The 16,856-nt window shown below is 71.2% G+C and carries 15 protein-coding genes; 7 read left to right on the top strand and 8 right to left on the bottom strand.

All coding sequences use genetic code 11. The annotated features are described in order from the left end of the window. Positions 1 to 89: 89 nt before the first annotated feature. The gene (locus AC07AW_RS36960) at positions 90 to 590 is read left to right on the top strand and encodes a PH domain-containing protein (RefSeq protein WP_478819837.1); all 501 of its coding nucleotides are present in this window, start codon (positions 90 to 92) and stop codon (positions 588 to 590) included. Then, on the top strand, positions 587 to 2,119 hold the full coding sequence (locus AC07AW_RS36965; RefSeq protein WP_478819838.1) for a PH domain-containing protein: 1,533 nt from the start codon (positions 587 to 589) through the stop codon (positions 2,117 to 2,119). Before AC07AW_RS36960 ends, AC07AW_RS36965 begins: the two co-directional genes overlap by 4 nt. A gap of 22 nt (positions 2,120 to 2,141) precedes the next feature. On the opposite strand, the gene pgl is transcribed toward AC07AW_RS36965, so the two are convergent. From pgl to tkt, 5 genes are read right to left on the bottom strand one after another with little or no spacing between them, the layout of a single operon-like run. Beyond that, positions 2,142 to 2,924: a 6-phosphogluconolactonase gene (gene pgl, locus AC07AW_RS36970; protein WP_478819839.1), complete on the bottom strand. Its 783-nt coding sequence runs from the start codon at positions 2,922 to 2,924 to the stop codon at positions 2,142 to 2,144. After that, entirely contained in the window at positions 2,921 to 4,003 is a 1,083-nt protein-coding gene (opcA, locus tag AC07AW_RS36975) for a glucose-6-phosphate dehydrogenase assembly protein OpcA (protein ID WP_478819840.1), read from the bottom strand. Before opcA ends, pgl begins: the two co-directional genes overlap by 4 nt. Further along, positions 4,000 to 5,532 carry a glucose-6-phosphate dehydrogenase gene (zwf, locus tag AC07AW_RS36980; protein WP_369143601.1) on the bottom strand — a complete coding sequence of 511 codons (1,533 nt, stop codon included), beginning with the start codon at positions 5,530 to 5,532 and terminating at the stop codon, positions 4,000 to 4,002. Before zwf ends, opcA begins: the two co-directional genes overlap by 4 nt. A gap of 5 nt (positions 5,533 to 5,537) precedes the next feature. Next, positions 5,538 to 6,656, bottom strand: coding sequence for a transaldolase (gene tal, locus AC07AW_RS36985; RefSeq protein WP_478819841.1), 1,119 nt, complete (start codon positions 6,654 to 6,656; stop codon positions 5,538 to 5,540). Between the two features lie 36 nt (positions 6,657 to 6,692). Then, positions 6,693 to 8,780 carry a transketolase gene (gene tkt / locus AC07AW_RS36990; RefSeq protein WP_478819842.1) on the bottom strand — a complete coding sequence of 696 codons (2,088 nt, stop codon included), beginning with the start codon at positions 8,778 to 8,780 and terminating at the stop codon, positions 6,693 to 6,695. A 347-nt stretch (positions 8,781 to 9,127) separates the two neighbouring features. Here tkt and AC07AW_RS36995 point away from each other — a divergent pair, with 347 nt between their 5' ends. The 3 genes from AC07AW_RS36995 (at position 9,128) to AC07AW_RS37005 (ending at position 11,672) form a co-directional block, all read left to right on the top strand. Next, positions 9,128 to 10,075, top strand: a complete 948-nt coding sequence (locus tag AC07AW_RS36995; protein ID WP_478819843.1) for a heme o synthase — start codon at positions 9,128 to 9,130, stop codon at positions 10,073 to 10,075. 99 nt (positions 10,076 to 10,174) lie between these two features. After that, a complete protein-coding gene (locus AC07AW_RS37000; RefSeq protein ID WP_478819844.1) occupies positions 10,175 to 10,495 on the top strand; it encodes a hypothetical protein in 321 nt (106 codons plus the stop codon). A 70-nt stretch (positions 10,496 to 10,565) separates the two neighbouring features. Beyond that, positions 10,566 to 11,672: an amidohydrolase gene (locus AC07AW_RS37005; RefSeq protein ID WP_478819845.1), complete on the top strand. Its 1,107-nt coding sequence runs from the start codon at positions 10,566 to 10,568 to the stop codon at positions 11,670 to 11,672. 119 nt (positions 11,673 to 11,791) lie between these two features. Here AC07AW_RS37005 and AC07AW_RS37010 read toward each other — a convergent pair whose 3' ends face one another. From AC07AW_RS37010 to AC07AW_RS37020, 3 genes are all read right to left on the bottom strand, one after another. Further along, positions 11,792 to 12,763, bottom strand: a complete 972-nt coding sequence (locus tag AC07AW_RS37010; protein WP_478819957.1) for a COX15/CtaA family protein — start codon at positions 12,761 to 12,763, stop codon at positions 11,792 to 11,794. A 64-nt stretch (positions 12,764 to 12,827) separates the two neighbouring features. After that, a complete protein-coding gene (locus tag AC07AW_RS37015) occupies positions 12,828 to 13,592 on the bottom strand; it encodes an ABC transporter permease (protein WP_478819846.1) in 765 nt (254 codons plus the stop codon). Beyond that, positions 13,589 to 14,524, bottom strand: coding sequence for an ABC transporter ATP-binding protein (locus AC07AW_RS37020; RefSeq protein WP_478819847.1), 936 nt, complete (start codon positions 14,522 to 14,524; stop codon positions 13,589 to 13,591). The genes AC07AW_RS37015 and AC07AW_RS37020 overlap by 4 nt, the downstream gene beginning before the upstream one ends. A gap of 170 nt (positions 14,525 to 14,694) precedes the next feature. Here AC07AW_RS37020 and AC07AW_RS37025 point away from each other — a divergent pair, with 170 nt between their 5' ends. Together AC07AW_RS37025 and sufB are read left to right on the top strand one after the other, a co-directional pair. Further along, complete coding sequence (locus AC07AW_RS37025) at positions 14,695 to 15,420, top strand: helix-turn-helix transcriptional regulator (protein WP_478819848.1); 726 nt, start codon at positions 14,695 to 14,697, stop codon at positions 15,418 to 15,420. Continuing rightward, positions 15,417 to 16,832 carry a Fe-S cluster assembly protein SufB gene (sufB, locus tag AC07AW_RS37030; protein WP_478819849.1) on the top strand — a complete coding sequence of 472 codons (1,416 nt, stop codon included), beginning with the start codon at positions 15,417 to 15,419 and terminating at the stop codon, positions 16,830 to 16,832. The genes AC07AW_RS37025 and sufB overlap by 4 nt, the downstream gene beginning before the upstream one ends. The last annotated feature ends 24 nt before the right edge of the window (positions 16,833 to 16,856 follow it).

Here is a 16,856-nt window from a genome sequence, read left to right on the forward strand (position 1 = left end):
GAGGGCAACCGCATGAAAGCCATACCCGGCGTCTCTGGGCCTCTGGACCTTACGACGGCCCGTCCAACCCGCGAACAAGGTAGGACCGCATGACGGGGGAGGACGCGGTGCGGCTGCGGCCGCCCAGGAACGCCGTCGACGCACGGGCCGTCACCTGGTGGCGGGGCCGGCTGCTCGTGGCCACCGCCGTGCCGGTGGCGGTCCTGGCCGTGCTCGGCGCGCTGATCGGGCCGGCCAGGTCCTGGCTGCTGCTCGCGGCCGGGGCCGTGGCGGCCCTGGGCCTCGGCTGCACCGCGTTCCTCCCCGCCTGGTGGTTCCGGGTGCACCGCTGGGAGGTCACCGACGAGGCCGTCTACGTGCGCACCGGCGCCCTCTGGCAGGAGTGGCGGATCGCCCCGATGTCCCGGATCCAGACGGTCGACACCGAACGCGGCCCGCTGGAGCAGGCCTTCCGGCTCGCCACCGTCACCGTCACCACCGCCTCCTCCAAAGGGGCGATCCGCATCGAGGGCCTCGACCACGAGCTCGCCGCCGAACTCGCCGAGCGGCTCACCCTCCTCACCCGGGCCACCCCCGGAGACGCCACATGAGCGAGGAGGAGCAGTGGCGGCGGCTCGACCCCCGCACTCTGGTCGCCGGCGCCGCCGTCCTCTGCGGGGTGGCCGGCGGCGCGGCCCTCCCGGCCGTGGCCGGCCTCTCCGGAGGCAGACCCCTGTGGCAGGCCGTCGCCTGGGTCCTCGCGGGCGCCGTGCTGCTCGTCCTCGCCGGCACCGCCGCCGACTGGGTCCGGCTGCGCCGCACCCGCTACCGCGTCGGCCCCGAGCAGGTCGACCTCCACACCGGGCTCCTGCTCCTCAAGCACCGTTCCCTGGCCCGTGAGCGGATCCGCAGCGTCGACCTCACCGCCAACCCCCTCCAGCGCGTCCTCGGCCTCGTCAAGGTCCGCATCGGCACCGGCGAGCACACCGGCGGCGAGTCCACCCTCGCACTCGACCTGGTCACCCGCGCCGAGGGCGAGCGGCTCCGCCGGGAGCTCCTCACCCGGGCCGGCGCCACGGCGAAGGAACACGACGGGGCCCTCGCCGGCCTCGACCCGCGCTGGATCCGCTACGCCCCCGTCTCCTTCCTCGCCCCCGCCCTCGGCGGAGCCGCCGTCGGAGCCGTCTTCCAGGTCAGCGAGTGGTTCGGCGCCCAGGGCGAGGTCATCCACTGGATAGGGGACCGCTTCCAGGACACCTCCCTGACCTGGACAGTCGTCGACCTCGTCCTCCTCGCCACCGCCGCCGGAGCGGTCGGCGCGCTCGGCCTCTGGATCGAGGGCTGGTGGAACTACCGCCTGGAGCGCGAGCCCGGCGGCACCCTGCGCGTCCGCCGCGGCCTGTTCACCGCCCGCTCGGTCTCCATCGAGGAGCGCCGGCTGCGCGGGATCGAACTGGTCCAGCCCCTCGGGGTGCGGCTGTTCGGGGCCGCCCGCGTCGACGCCGTCGCCACCGGCCTCGCCGAGCACGACGACGACAAGCACGCCGACCTCAAGAACCTGCTGCCGGCCGTGCCCCGCGAGGTCGCCGACCGGGTCGCCGCCCAGGTGCTCCGCGAGCCGGAGCCGCCCACGGCCGCACCGCTCGCCGCCCACCCCCGGGCCGCCCGCACCCGACGGCTGCGCTGGGCCGCGTGGAGCGTGCTCGGCCCCGTGGCGCTCCTCGCCCTCCTCGGCGCCCTCCTCACCCCCGTACTGCTGTACGTGGCGGCCGGCTGCGCCCTCGTCCTCACCCCGGTCGCCGCGCTGCTCGCCCGCGACGCCTACCGCGGCCTCGGACACGCCGTCAGCGGCGCCTACCTGGTGACCCGTTCGGGTACCGTCCGGCGCGCGACCGTGGCGCTCCAGCGCTCCGGGGTCATCGGCTGGACGGTGAAGCAGTCGTACTTCCAGCGCCGGGCCGGGATCCTCACGATCACCGCCACCACGGCGGCCGGAGCGGGCGCGTACGACATCCTCGACGCGGGCGAGAGTCAGGGTCTCACCTTCGCCGCCGAGGCCGTACCGGGGCTCCTCGCGCCGTTCCTGGAGCCTTCCGCGGAGCCCGTACACACGCCGGAGGCCCGGCCCACCGCAAGGTGAACCGGGCCTCCGTACGGATGCGTCAGGCCGAGGCCGGCGGATACAGGCTCCGCGGCAGCTCCGACGCGGCCGCCGCGTCGAGCAGCCACAGCGTCCGCGAGCGGCCGTAGGCACCGGCCGCCGGGGCCTGCACCTCGCCCGCGCCCGACAGCGCGATCGCCGCGGCCTTCGCCTTGTCCTCCCCGGCCGCGAGCAGCCAGACCTCCTTCGCCGCCCGGATCGCCGGAAGCGTCAGCGAGACGCGGACCGGCGGCGGCTTCGGAGCGCCGCGCACCCCGACCACCGTCCGCTCGGTCTCACGGACCGCCGGCAGCTCCGGGAAGAGCGAGGCCACGTGCGTGTCCGGGCCGACGCCCAGCATCAGCACGTCGAAGGTCGGCACCCCACCGTGGTCACCGGGACCCGCGGCGGCGGCCAGCTCCTCCGCGTACGCGGCGGCCGCGGCGTCGACGTCGGAGCCGTACGGCCCGTCCGAGGCCGGCATGGCGTGCACCCGGGCCGGGTCGAGCGGCACCCCGTCGAGCAGCGCCGCACGGGCCTGGGTGACGTTCCGCTCGGGGTCGCCCTCGGGCAGGTACCGCTCGTCGCCCCACCACAGGTCGAGCCGCGACCAGTCGATCGCGTCCCGCGCGGGCGCCGAACCGAGCGCCGCGAGCAGGCCGTTGCCGTTGCGGCCGCCGGTCAGCACGACCGAGGCGGAGCCACGGGCGGCCTGGGCGTCCACGATCCGGGTGATGAGCCGGGCCGCGGCGGCCTCGGCCATCAGCTCCTTGTCGCGGTGGACGACCAGCTGAGGGGTGCTCACTTGGCCGCCGCCTTCTTGGCCGGGGTCTTCTTCGCGGCGGGCTTGGCGGCGGGGGCCGTCTCCACGACCGCCTCCGTCTCCGTCTCCGTCACGGTCTCCACGACCGTCTCCACGACCGTCTCCACGACGGGCTCCGGGGCGGTCGCCGCCGCCTCCTCGTCCAGCCGCTCCAGACCGAACTTGAGCGCCGTCGCGTAGGTGTCGTCCGGGTCGAGCCGGCGCAGCTCCTCCGCGATCAGCTCGGCCGTGTCGCGGCGCTTGAGCGCCACCGCACGGTCCGGCTGACCCTCTATGGAGAGCGTCGCGAGCGAGCCGTCCGGCCGGTCGAGCACGATCGGTCCGGCGTTGGTCTCCATCCGTACGGAGGTGAGACCGGGGCCCGCCGACTTCGCGCGCCGCACCGGCACCTTCAGCCGGTCCGCCAGCCACATCGCGAGCAGCTCGACGCTCGGGTTGAACTCCTCGCCCTCGACCTCGGCCGAGGTGACCTCGCAGACGACCTGGTCGAGCGCGGCGGCCAGCATCGAACGCCACGGGGTGATCCGGGTCCACGAGAGGTCCGTGTCGCCGGGGGTGTACGCGTCCGCGCGCGCGGACAGCTCCTGGATGGGCTGCTCGGCGGCGTACGTGTCGGTCACCCGGCGCTGGGCGAGCGCGCCCAGCGGGTCGTTCGCCGGGTCGGACGGCGCGTTCACCGGCCACCAGACGACGACGGGGGCGTCCGGGAGGAGCAGCGGCAGCACCACCGACTGGGCGTGGTCGACGACCTCGCCGTACAGCCGGAGCACCACCGTCTCGCCGGTGCTGGCGTCGGCGCCGAGGCGGACCTCGGCGTCGAGCCGTGCCTTGGCACGGTCCCGCGGCGAGCGCGAGACCCTCTTGATGACGACGAGGGTCCGCGAGGGGTGCTCGCGGGACGCCTCGTTGGCCGCCTTCAGCGCGTCGTAGGCGTTCTCCTCGTCGGTGACGATCACGAGGGTGAGCACCATGCCGACGGCCGGCGTGCCGATCGCCCGCCGCCCGAGCACCAGCGCCTTGTTGATCTTGGAGGACGTGGTGTCCGTCAGGTCGGTCTTCATGGCCGGCGCCAGCTCCTGCCGTCTCGTGCGAGCATCTCGTCCGCCTCGACCGGACCCCAGGTCCCGGACTGGTACTGCGCGGGCTTGCCGTGCGTGTCCCAGAACTGCTCGATCGGGTCGAGGATCTTCCAGGACAGCTCGACCTCCTCGACGCGCGGGAAGAGGTTGGAGTCGCCGAGCAGGACGTCGAGGATGAGCCGCTCGTACGCCTCGGGGCTGGACTCCGTGAAGGACTCGCCGTACGCGAAGTCCATCGACACGTCCCGGATCTCCATCTGGGTGCCGGGCACCTTGGAGCCGAACCGCACCGTCACGCCCTCGTCCGGCTGGACCCGGATCACGATGGCGTTGCGGCCGAGCTCCTCGGTCGCGGTGTGGTCGAAGGGGGAGTGCGGGGCGCGCTGGAAGACGACCGCGATCTCGGTGACGCGGCGGCCCAGGCGCTTGCCGGTCCGCAGGTAGAACGGGACGCCCGCCCAGCGGCGGTTGTCGATCTCCAGCTTGATGGCCGCGTAGGTGTCGGTCTTCGACTGGGGGTCGATGCCGTCTTCCTGGAGGTAGCCGACGGCCTTGGCGCCGCCCTGCCACCCGGCCGCGTACTGGCCGCGGACCGTGGACTTGCCCAGGTCCTTGGGCAGCTTCACCGCGCCGAGGACCTTGGTCTTCTCGGCGGCCAGCGCGTCGGCGTCGAAGGAGGCGGGCTCCTCCATCGCGGTCAGCGCGAGCAGCTGGAGCAGGTGGTTCTGGATGACGTCACGGGCGGCGCCGATGCCGTCGTAGTAGCCGGCGCGGCCGCCGATGCCGATGTCCTCGGCCATGGTGATCTGCACGTGGTCGACGTACGACCGGTTCCAGATCGGCTCGAAGAGGGTGTTGGCGAAGCGGAGCGCCAGGATGTTCTGGACGGTCTCCTTGCCGAGGTAGTGGTCGATGCGGAAGACCGCATCCGGCGGGAAGACCTCGTGGACGACCTCGTTGAGCTCCTTGGCGGAGACCAGGTCGTGCCCGAAGGGCTTCTCGATGACCGCGCGGCGCCAGGAGCCGTCCTTCTGGTCGGCCAGGCCGTGCTTCTTGAGCTGCTGGACGACGAGGGGGAAGAACTTCGGCGGCACGGACAGGTAGAAGGCGAAGTTGCCGCCCGTGCCCTGCGCCTTGTCCAGCTCCTCGATCGTCGACTTGAGCTGCTCGAAGGCCGTGTCGTCGTCGAAGTCGCCCTGGACGAACCGCATGCCCTGGATGAGCTGCTGCCACACCTCCTCGCGGAAGGGGGTGCGCGCGTGCTGCTTGACGGCCTCGTAGACCTCCTGCGCGAAGTCCTCGTCCGCCCACTCGCGGCGGGCGAAGCCGACGAGCGAGAAGCCCGGCGGCAGCAGGCCGCGGTTGGCCAGGTCGTAGACGGCAGGCATCAGCTTCTTACGGGACAAATCGCCCGTGACGCCGAAGATCACCAGACCCGACGGCCCCGCGATGCGCGGGAGCCGTCGGTCTGCGGCGTCACGGAGCGGGTTGGCTCCGTGGACTGCGCTCAAAGTGCTTACGCCTCCGAAGATCCGCGGCGCGCGAGCTCCGCCTCGGTGGACTTGAGCAGGTCGTTCCAGGACGCCTCGAACTTCTCGACGCCCTCGTCCTCCAGGAGCTGGACGACGTCGTCGTAGCTGATGCCCAGCTTCTCGACGGCCGCCAGCTCGGCCCGCGACTGCTCGTACGTGCCGCGGATGGTGTCACCGGTGACCTCGCCGTGGTCGGCGGTGGCCTCCATGGTGGCCTCCGGCATGGTGTTCACCGTGCCGGGCGCGACCAGGTCCACGACGTACAGCGTGTCCTTGTAGGCGGGGTCCTTGACGCCGGTCGAGGCCCACAGCGGACGCTGCTTGTTGGCCTGCGCCTTGTCGAGGGCGGCCCAGCGGTCCGAGGAGAAGACCTCCTCGTACGCCTCGTAGGCCAGACGGGCGTTGGCCAGGGCGGCCTTGCCCTTGAGCGCCTTGGCCTCGTCGGTGCCGATGCCGTCCAGGCGCTTGTCGATCTCCGTGTCCACGCGGGACACGAAGAAGGACGCCACCGAGTGGATCTTCGACAGGTCGAGGCCGCGCTCGCGGGCCTTCTCCAGACCCGCCAGGTAGGCGTCCATGACCGCGCGGTAGCGCTCGAGCGAGAAGATCAGCGTGACGTTGACGCTGATGCCGAGGCCGATGACCTCGGTGATCGCCGGCAGACCCGCCTTGGTCGCCGGGATCTTGATCAGGGTGTTGGGGCGGTCCACCAGCCAGGCCAGCTGCTTGGCCTCGGCGATGGTGGCGGCCGTCTCGTGGGCGAGACGGGGGTCGACCTCGATGGAGACCCGGCCGTCCTGGCCGTCCGTCGCGTCGAAGACCGGGCGCAGGATGTCGGCGGCGTCGCGGACGTCCGCCGTCGTGATCATCCGGATGGCCTCGTCGACGGTCACCTTGCGGGCGGCGAGGTCCACGAGCTGCTGCTCGTAACCGTCACCCGAGGAGATGGCCTTCTGGAAGATCGACGGGTTCGTGGTCACACCGACCACGTGGCTCTGGTCGATGAGCTCGGCCAGGTTGCCGGACGTGATCCGCTTGCGCGAGAGGTCGTCCAGCCAGATCGCGACGCCTTCGTCGGAGAGGCGCTTGAGAGCGTCTGTCATGAGAATTGCATCTCCATTAAGTCGTACGTATGGACGTCAGCGCGCGGCGGCGGCGATGGATTCCCGCGCGGCGGCGGCGATCGCCTCCGGCGTGAACCCGAACTCGCGGAAGAGGACCTTCGCGTCCGCCGAGGCACCGAAGTGCTCCAGCGAGACGATCCGGCCGGCGTCACCGACGTACTTGTGCCAGGTGAGACCGATGCCGGCCTCGACCGCGACCCGGGCCTTCACCGACGGCGGCAGGACCGAGTCCTTGTACGCCTGGTCCTGCTCCTCGAACCACTCGACGGACGGCATCGAGACCACACGGGTCGGGACGCCGGCGGCCTGGAGCTGCTCACGGGCCTCGACGGCCAGGTGCACCTCGGAACCGGTGCCGATCAGCACGACCTCGGGCGAGCCGCCCTCGGCCTCGAACAGCACGTAGCCGCCCTTGACCGTGTCCTCGTTCGGGGTGTACGTCGGCACGCCCTGGCGGGTGAGCGCCAGACCGTGCGGGGCGCCCTTGCCGAAGACCTTGGTGTGGCGCTGCATGATCTCGCGCCAGGCGAGGGCCGTCTCGTTGGCGTCGGCCGGACGGACGATGTTCAGACCCGGGATCGCGCGCAGCGAGGCCAGGTGCTCCACCGGCTGGTGCGTCGGGCCGTCCTCGCCCAGACCGATCGAGTCGTGGGTCCAGACGTACGTCACGGGCAGGTGCATGAGGGCCGACAGACGCACCGCGTTGCGCATGTAGTCGGAGAACACCAGGAAGGTGCCGCCGTAGATGCGCGTGTTGCCGTGCAGCGCGATGCCGTTCATCTCCGCGGCCATGGAGTGCTCGCGGATGCCGAAGTGGATCGTGCGGCCGTACTTGTCGGCCTCCGGCAGCGGGTTGCCCTCGGGCAGGAACGACGAGTCCTTGTCGATCGTCGTGTTGTTCGAGCCGGCGAGGTCGGCCGAGCCGCCCCACAGCTCCGGGATGACCGCGCCGAGCGCCTTGAGGACCTGGCCCGAGGCGGCACGGGTGGCGACACCCTTGCCCGGCTCGAAGACCGGGAGCTTCTCGGCCCAGCCGGCCGGCAGCTCGTTCGCCTGGATGCGGTCGAACTCGGCGGCGCGCTCCGGGTTGGCCGTACGCCACTCGGCGAGCTGCTTCTCCCACGCGGCGCGGGCCTCGCGGCCGCGGTCGCCGAGCGCACGGGTGTGCGCGATGACCTCGTCGCCGACCTCGAAGGTCTGCTCCGAGTCGAAGCCCAGGACGCGCTTGGTGGCCGCGATCTCCTCGTCGCCGAGGGCCGAGCCGTGCGCGGCCTCGGTGTTCTGCGCGTTCGGGGCGGGCCAGGCGATGATCGAGCGCATCGCGATGAAGGACGGACGCTCGGTCTCGGCCTCGGCGGCCTTGATCGCCGTGTACAGCGCGGCCGGGTCCAGGTCGCCGTTGGCCTGCGGCTCGACGCGCTGGACGTGCCAGCCGTACGCCTCGTACCGCTTCATCGTGTCCTCGGACACGGCCGTCTCGGTGTCACCCTCGATCGAGATGTGGTTGTCGTCCCACAGCAGGATCAGGTTGCCGAGCTTCTGGTGGCCGGCGAGCGAGGACGCCTCCGCGGAGATGCCCTCCTGGAGGCAGCCGTCACCGGCGATCACGTAGATCCGGTGGTCGAACGGGGAGGCGCCGGTGGCGGCCTCCGGGTCGAACAGACCGCGCTCGTAGCGGGCGGCCATCGCCATGCCCACGGCGTTGGCGACACCCTGGCCCAGCGGGCCCGTGGTGGTCTCGACGCCGGCGGTGTGGCCGTACTCCGGGTGGCCGGGGGTCTTCGAGCCCCAGGTGCGGAAGGTCTTGAGGTCGTCCAGCTCGAGACCGAAGCCACCCAGGTAGAGCTGGGTGTAGAGGGTCAGGGACGAGTGGCCCGCGGAGAGGACGAACCGGTCGCGCCCGACCCACTCGGGGTCGGCCGGGTCGTGCCGCATCACCTTCTGGAAGAGGGTGTACGCGGCGGGCGCCAGGCTCATCGCCGTACCGGGATGGCCGTTGCCGACCTTCTGTACGGCGTCCGCGGCCAGGATGCGGGCGGTGTCGACAGCCCGCTGGTCCAACTCGGTCCACTCGAGGTCTGTGGTGGTCGGCTTAGTGCTCACCCTGGGTCAGGGCTCCTCTCCACATGTCTGAAGCCGGTGACTGAGGGTGTACCGGCGTTGTCGAGCCTACCCCCGCGGAACGCCCCTCTTTTCGTGTCCATGCCCCTCAAATGAGCGGAGAAATGAAAGGACACAGCAAGAGTGCCGGTGGTCGTGGGAGTTCGCCTCCCGAGCCACGCCCGGAGCCGCCTCCGAACGTGTCCACCCCTTGGGACGTACCGCACCAACACGACCCCACCCCCGCGAAGATCGGCGTCTGGGCAACGTCTACAGTGGCGTGGTACGCGCAAGCTTTACCCCGTCTTCACCCGGGGAGCTTGCTGGGAATTTCTCTGTCAGGGGTGTGCGTGACGGCCGTCGAGTCCCGACCCGCAGGGGTCGTCTTGACTCCCAGCCCGGGGGGCCATCGGCCGTTCGGGGCCCGCGTCAAGGCATTCGTGGCGCTGACCAAGCCGCGAATCATCGAGCTGCTGCTCATCACGACCGTTCCGGTGATGTTCCTCGCCGAGCAGGGCGTGCCCGACCTGTGGCTGGTGCTCGCCACCTGCTTGGGCGGCTACCTGTCCGCGGGCGGCGCCAACGCGCTGAACATGTACATCGACCGCGACATCGACGCCCTGATGGACCGCACCTCTCAGCGTCCGCTCGTCACCGGCGTCCTCACCCCGCGCGAGGGCCTGGTCTTCGGGCTCACCCTCGCCGTGGTCTCCACGCTCTGGTTCGGCCTGCTGGTCAACTGGCTGTCCGCCGCGCTCTCGCTCGGTGCGCTCCTCTTCTACGTCGTGGTCTACACGATGATCCTGAAGCGGCGCACCGCCCAGAACATCGTCTGGGGCGGCATCGCCGGCTGCCTGCCGGTGCTCATCGGCTGGTCGGCCGTGACCAACTCGATGTCGTGGGCCGCGATCATCCTCTTCCTCGTCATCTTCTTCTGGACGCCGCCGCACTACTGGCCGCTGTCGATGAAGGTGAAGGACGACTACGCACGCGCGGGCGTGCCCATGCTGCCGGTCCTCGCCTCCAACAAGGTCGTGGCCAAGCAGATCGTCGTCTACAGCTGGGTGATGGTCGCCGTCTCCCTGCTGCTGACCCCGCTCGGCTACACCGGCTGGTTCTACACCGCGGTGGCGCTGGTCACCGGCGGCTGGTGGCTGTGGGAGGCGCACGCGCTCCTCAACCGCGCCAAGGCGGAGGTGACGGGCGCCAAGCTCAAGGAGATGCGCCTCTTCCACTGGTCCATCACCTATGTCTCGCTGCTCTTCGTGGCGGTCGCGGTGGATCCCTTCCTCCGCTAGCGCTCAGATGATCAGACCGGTCCGACGGCCGGGTCACGTGGGATAGGCCACGTGACCCGGCCGTCGCCGTTCGTTCTACCCCTCGGTAGCATCCGTGTCATGGCAGAAACGAAGCAGGAAGAGCGCAGGGCGGCCAGGCTCGCCAAGGAGATCAAGGCCTTCTCCAAGGCGCACGGCGGCGCCGAGGGACACCTCGCGCACATCGGCCAGGCGGGCACCCGGATCGTCCTGGTCGGCACGGACGGCGGCTGGGGCGACCTCGTCGCGAAGTCGTACGCGATCGCGCAGCAGGCCGCCGAGAAGGCCGGTCTGACCCTCCACGAGGAGTTCGACGGCGAGTTCGCCGCCAAGGTCGCCACCGGCCCGTACGAGTGGACCCGGATGGCCGGTATCCAGATCGGCGGCCCCTCCAACAGCTGAGGCAACAACCTCGCGCGGGGCTCACCCGTTAGGACGTGTGGAGACACGTCCACACAGGGAGCCCCCCGAGATGATCGACACGCCGCACCTGGTGGACCAGTACTGCCACGGGGTGCTCCGTACGGAGCTCGGCCTCGGCACCTTCGAGGCCCACCTCGGTGCCCACCTGGGCGGCCATCCGGGCGGTGTCGCCGTGCTGCCCGCCGCCGGCACCACCTTCTTCGACACCCAGACCGGCTTCGCCGTGCGCCGCTGGTGCCCGCCGCTCCTCGGCCTCGAACCGCACTGCCCGCCCGCCCGCTACCTCGCCCGCCGCCGGGAACTCGGCGCCGCCGAGGCCGGCCGCCGGCTGCTGCGCGCCTCCGGGATCTCCACCTATCTCGTCGACACCGGGCTCCCCGGCGACCTCACCCGACCCGCCGAGCTCGGCGCCGCGGGCGCCGCCGAGGCCCACGAGATCGTCCGTCTCGAACCCCTCGCCGAACAGGTCGCCGACACCTCGGGCACCGCCGAGGCCTTCCTCGCCAACCTCGCCGAGGCCGTCCACGGGGCCGCCGCCGGCGCGGTCGCGTTCAGTTCGGCGTCGGGGGTACGGGGCGGGCTCGCGGCCCTGCCCGAACCGCCGGGCCCCGGAGAGGTACGCGGGGCCGCCGGACGCTGGCTGGCCCACCGCACGGCCGGCGGCCCGGTCACCGACCCCGTCCTGCTGCGTCATCTGCTCTGGATCGCGGTCACGGCCGGGCGCCCCCTCCAGCTGCACACGGAGGATCCGGCCGCCCTGCACGGCTTCGCCGCCGCCACCGCGGGGCTCGGCGCGGACCTGGTGCTGCTGCACCGCTACCCGCACCAGCGCGCGGCCGCGCACCTGACCGGACTTCACCCGCACGTGTACGCCGACCTCGGCCCCGTCCTCGCCCACACGGGGGCCCGGGCGGCGGCCGTCCTCGCCGAGGTCCTGGAGCGCGCGCCGTTCGGCAAGCTGCTGTTCTCCAGCGGTGCCCAGGGGCTGCCCGAGCTGCACGTGGTCGCGGCGAGCACCTTCCGGTCCGCCCTCGGCCGGGTGCTCGGCGAGTGGGTCATGGACGGCGCCTGGTCCCGTACGGACGCGCAGCGGGTGGCGACGATGATCGCGGCGGAGAACGCGAAACGGGTCTACCGGCTCGCGGGGAGCAGGTAGACCCGTCGGGATCCTGGATCCACGATCCACGATCCACGATCCAGAATCCTGGATCCAGGATTCTGGATCGTGGATCGTGGATCGTGGATTCGGATCCAGGATGTTGGATCCAGAGGCCGTCAGGCCGTGGCCGCCAGTTCCGGGTCGGCCTGGGCCGGGATCCCGGGCGTGGCGAGCGGGCGCTCGCGCAGGCTCAGGGCCAGGCGCAGGACCGCGATCCACATCAGCGAGGAGCCGAGCATGTGCGCGGCGACCAGGAGCTCGGGGACCCCGGTGAAGTACTGGACGTAACCGATCGCACCCTGCGCGAGCAGCACGATCAGCAGGTCGCGGGCGCGGGCCCGGGTGTCGAGCGGGGCGTCCACCACGCGCAGGACCAGCCACATCGCCAGCGCGAGGGCGCAGACCACCCAGGCGGCGATCGCGTGGACGTGGGCGGCGTTCGTCCAGTCCCACGGCATGCGCGGGACGTCGCTGCTGTCGCCGGCGTGCTTGCCGGCGCCGGTGACCGTCGTGCCGAGCACGATCAGCAGCGCGGAGACGATCGTGATCGCCCAGGACAGCTTGCGGACCGGGCGCGGCACGCGCGGGCGGGGGGCGGTGTCGCCCTCGCCGGTGCGGTGCCAGGTGATGACGGCGACCGTGAGCAGGGAGTTCGCGGCGAGGAAGTGGCCGGCCACCGTCCACGGGTTGAGGCCCATCCAGACCGTGATGCCGCCGATGACGGCGTTGCTCATCACGATCCAGAACTGGGCCCAGGCGAGCCGGGTGAGTCCGCGGCGCCAGGGCTTGGTGGAGCGGGCGGAGACGATCGCCCAGCCGACCGCCGCCGACAGGACGTACGTCAGCATCCGGTTGCCGAACTCGATCGCGCCGCGGTAGCCCTGCTCGGGCGTCACGATGAGGCTGTCGTCCGTGCACTTCGGCCAGGTGTCGCAGCCGAGACCGGAGCCGGTCAGCCGGACCGCGCCGCCGGTGACGATGATGAGCACGCTCATCACGACGGCGGCGAGCGCGGCGCGCCGGAGCGTCCGGGGGGACGGGGTCCAGCGCTGGGCGATGTATGCGAGGGGGGTCAGCACGGGCCCTATCGTAGGACGGTGCTTGTGCGCGCTTTCACGAGGGGGGCGTATGTGGCCGAACGGAACCTTACGGTTACTCCCAGCGGAAGAACTTCGCCGCCGCTCCGAGCCCCAGGACCGCCCAGACGGCCAGGATCAGCGCATCGCCCCACGGCATGGCGGCCCCGTCCCGGAGGACGTCCCGGAGCCCGTCCGAGAGGGCCGAGATCGGGAGCAGCGCGAGCACGTCGCCCGCGGCGCCGAACTTCTCCAGCGGGACGATGACCCCGCCGCCCACCAGGAGCAGCAGGAAGACCAGGTTCGCGGCGGCCAGGGTGGCCTCGGCCTTCAGGGTGCCGGCCATCAGCAGGCCGAGTCCGGAGAAGGCGGCCGTGCCGAGGACCAGGAGCAGCAGGACCGACGCGGGGTTGCCCTGCGGGGACCAGCCGAGGGCCAGGGCGATCGCCGTCAGGAGCACGATCTGCAGGATCTCGGTGACGAGGACGGAGAGCGTCTTGGCGGTCATGAGCGCCCAGCGGGGGAGCGGTGAGGCTCCGAGGCGCTTGAGCACCCCGTACCGCCGCTCGAAACCGGTCGCGATGGCCTGGCCGGTGAAGGCCGTGGAGAGCACGGCGAGCGCGAGGACGCCGGGGGCGAGGAAGTCGACGGCCTTGTCCGTGCCCGTATCGACGATGTCGACCGTGGAGAACAGGACCAGGAGCAGCGAGGGGATGATCACCGTCAGCAGCAGCTGCTCGCCGTTGCGCAGCAGCATCCTGGTCTCCAGGGCGGTCTGCGCGGCGATCATCCGCCCGACGGGGGCGGCTCCGGGCTTCGGGGCGTACGTACCAGTGCTCACGACCGCAGTTCCTTGCCCGTCAGTTCCAGAAAGACGTCTTCGAGGGTGTGGCGCTCGACGGCGATGCCGTCCGGCATGACGCCGTGCTGGGCGCACCAGGTGGTGACCGTGGCGAGCAGCTGGGGGTCGACGGTGCCGGTGATCCGGTACGTGCCGGGGAGCGGTTCCGCGGCGGCCGAGCCGTCCGGCAGCGCCTTGAGCAGGGAGCCGAGGTCGAGGCCGGGGCGGCCGGTGAAGCGCAGGGTGTTCTCGGCGCCGCCGCGGCAGAGCTCCTCGGGGCTGCCCTGGACGGCGACCCGCCCGGCGTCGACGATCGCGACGTCGTCGGCGAGCTCCTCGGCCTCCTGCATGAAGTGGGTGGTGAGGACCACGGTGACGCCGTCGGCGCGCAGCTCGCGGACCAGGTCCCAGGTGGCGCGGCGGGCCTGCGGGTCCAGGCCGGCGGTGGGCTCGTCGAGGAAGACGAGCTCGGGGCGGCCGACGACGGCCATGGCGAGCGCGAGGCGCTGCTGCTGGCCGCCGGAGAGGCGCCGGTAGGTGGTGCGACCGCAGGAGCCGAGGCCGAGCCGCTCGATCAGGGCGTCCACGTCGAGCGGGTGGGCGTGCAGCTTGGCCATGTGGCGGAGCATCTCGTCGGCGCGGGCGCCGGAGTAGACGCCGCCGGACTGGAGCATCACGCCGATCCTGGGGCGCAGGGCCGCGGCGTCGGCGACCGGGTCGAGACCGAGGACGCGGACGGTGCCGCCGTCGGGCCTGCGGTAGCCCTCGCAGGTCTCGATGGTGGTGGTCTTGCCGGCCCCGTTGGGGCCGAGGACGGCGGTGACGGTGCCCGCGCGCACGTCGAGGTCGAGGCCGTCGACGGCGGTCTTGTTTCCGTACCGCTTCAGCAGGCCGCGTACCTGGACGACGCTGCCGACGGACTCGATTGACATGCCGGGAAGTCTAGAGAGCCCGCCGGGGGTCCCGGTGCGCGGGGCGGTGGATTCATCCCACCAATGATCGTTTCCGCAGGTCAGGTAAGCCTTACCTGAGTGATGCACAGCACCGTGACCGGCCCGGACGTCGCTTGTCACCTCGCGATTAATTACGCAACAATGGCGTTGTGAAAAACGTTGGCGCGGCTCCGGTGGAGGAACTCGCGACCCGAGAGCGTTCTACGCGCAACCGGGTCGCGCGGTCGATCCTGGATCACGGTCCCTCGACCGTCGCCGACCTGGCCGAACGGCTCCGCCTCACCCAGGCGGCCGTCCGCCGCCACCTCGACTCGCTGGTCGCCGAGAACGTCGTCGAAGCCCGCGAGAAGCGCGTCTACGGGACCCGGACCCGTGGCCGCCCCGCGAAGGTCTTCGCGCTCACCGACTGCGGCCGGGACGCCTTCGACCAGTCGTACGACTCGCTCGCCGTCGAGGCGCTCCGCTGGATCGAGCGCAACGCCGGCGGAGAGGCGGCCGTCGCCGCCTTCGCCCGCGACCGGATCGAGGCCCAGGCCGGGGCGTACCGGGAGGCCGTCGAGTCGGCCGAGCCCGCCCAGCGGACCGAGGCGCTTGCCAAGGCCCTCACGGCGGACGGGTACGCTGCCACTGCGCGGAACGCGCCGGTCGGCGAGCAGCTCTGCCAGCACCACTGCCCGGTCGCCCACGTCGCCGAGCAGTACCCCCAGCTGTGCGAGGCGGAGACGGAGTTCTTCTCCCGCCTCTTGGGAACGCACGTCCAGCGTCTGGCCACCATCGCGCATGGTGACGGCGTCTGCACCACGTTCATCCCGCACGGCGCCCCACAGACCATCGAATCAGCATCCGCAAGCACGGCCGGGAGGAACCCCGCATGACCACCGAGATCAGCCACCCCGAGCTCGAGGGCCTGGGTCGGTACGAGTACGGCTGGGCCGACTCCGACGCGGCCGGTGCCGCCGCCAAGCGCGGACTCAACGAGGACGTCGTCCGCGACATCTCCTCGAAGAAGAACGAGCCCGAGTGGATGCTCAAGCTGCGTCTCAAGGGTCTGCGCCTCTTCGACAAGAAGCCCATGCCGACCTGGGGCTCCGACCTCTCCGGCATCGACTTCGACAACATCAAGTACTTCGTGCGGTCCACCGAGAAGCAGGCCGAGTCCTGGGAGGACCTGCCGGAGGACATCAAGAACACGTACGACAAGCTCGGCATCCCGGAGGCGGAGAAGCAGCGCCTCGTCGCCGGTGTCGCCGCCCAGTACGAGTCCGAGGTCGTCTACCACCAGATCCGCGAGGACCTGGAGGAGCAGGGCGTCATCTTCGTCGACACCGACACCGCGCTGAAGGAGCACGAGGAGCTCTTCAAGGAGTACTTCGGCACCGTCATCCCGGTCGGCGACAACAAGTTCGCCTCCCTGAACACGGCCGTCTGGTCCGGCGGCTCGTTCATCTACGTGCCGAAGGGCGTGCACGTCGAGATCCCGCTCCAGGCCTACTTCCGCATCAACACGGAGAACATGGGCCAGTTCGAGCGGACGCTGATCGTCGTCGACGAGGACGCCTACGTCCACTACGTCGAGGGCTGCACCGCCCCGATCTACTCCTCGGACTCGCTGCACTCCGCGGTCGTCGAGATCATCGTGAAGAAGGGCGGCCGCTGCCGCTACACGACCATCCAGAACTGGTCGAACAACGTCTACAACCTGGTGACCAAGCGCGCCGTCGCCTACGAGGGCGCCACCATGGAGTGGGTCGACGGCAACATCGGCTCCAAGGTCACCATGAAGTACCCGGCCGTCTACCTCATGGGCGAGCACGCCAAGGGCGAGACCCTGTCCATCGCCTTCGCGGGCGAGGGTCAGCACCAGGACGCCGGCTCCAAGATGGTCCACATGGCGCCGAACACCTCCTCGAACATCATCTCCAAGTCGGTGGCGCGAGGCGGCGGCCGCACCTCGTACCGCGGCCTGGTCGAGATCGGCGAGGGTGCCGCGGGCTCGAAGTCCAACGTGCTCTGCGACGCGCTGCTCGTCGACACGATCTCCCGCTCCGACACGTACCCCTACGTGGACGTGCGCGAGGACGACGTCTCCATGGGCCACGAGGCCACCGTCTCCAAGGTCTCCGAGGACCAGCTCTTCTACCTGATGAGCCGCGGCCTCACCGAGTTCGAGGCCATGGCGATGATCGTCCGCGGCTTCGTCGAGCCCATCGCCAAGGAGCTCCCCATGGAGTACGCCCTGGAGCTCAACCGGCTGATCGAGCTGCAGATGGAGGGTGCGGTCGGCTAAGGCCCCGCACCGTCCCGCAGCGAC

Source organism: Streptomyces sp. NPDC044003 (genome assembly GCF_056435185.1).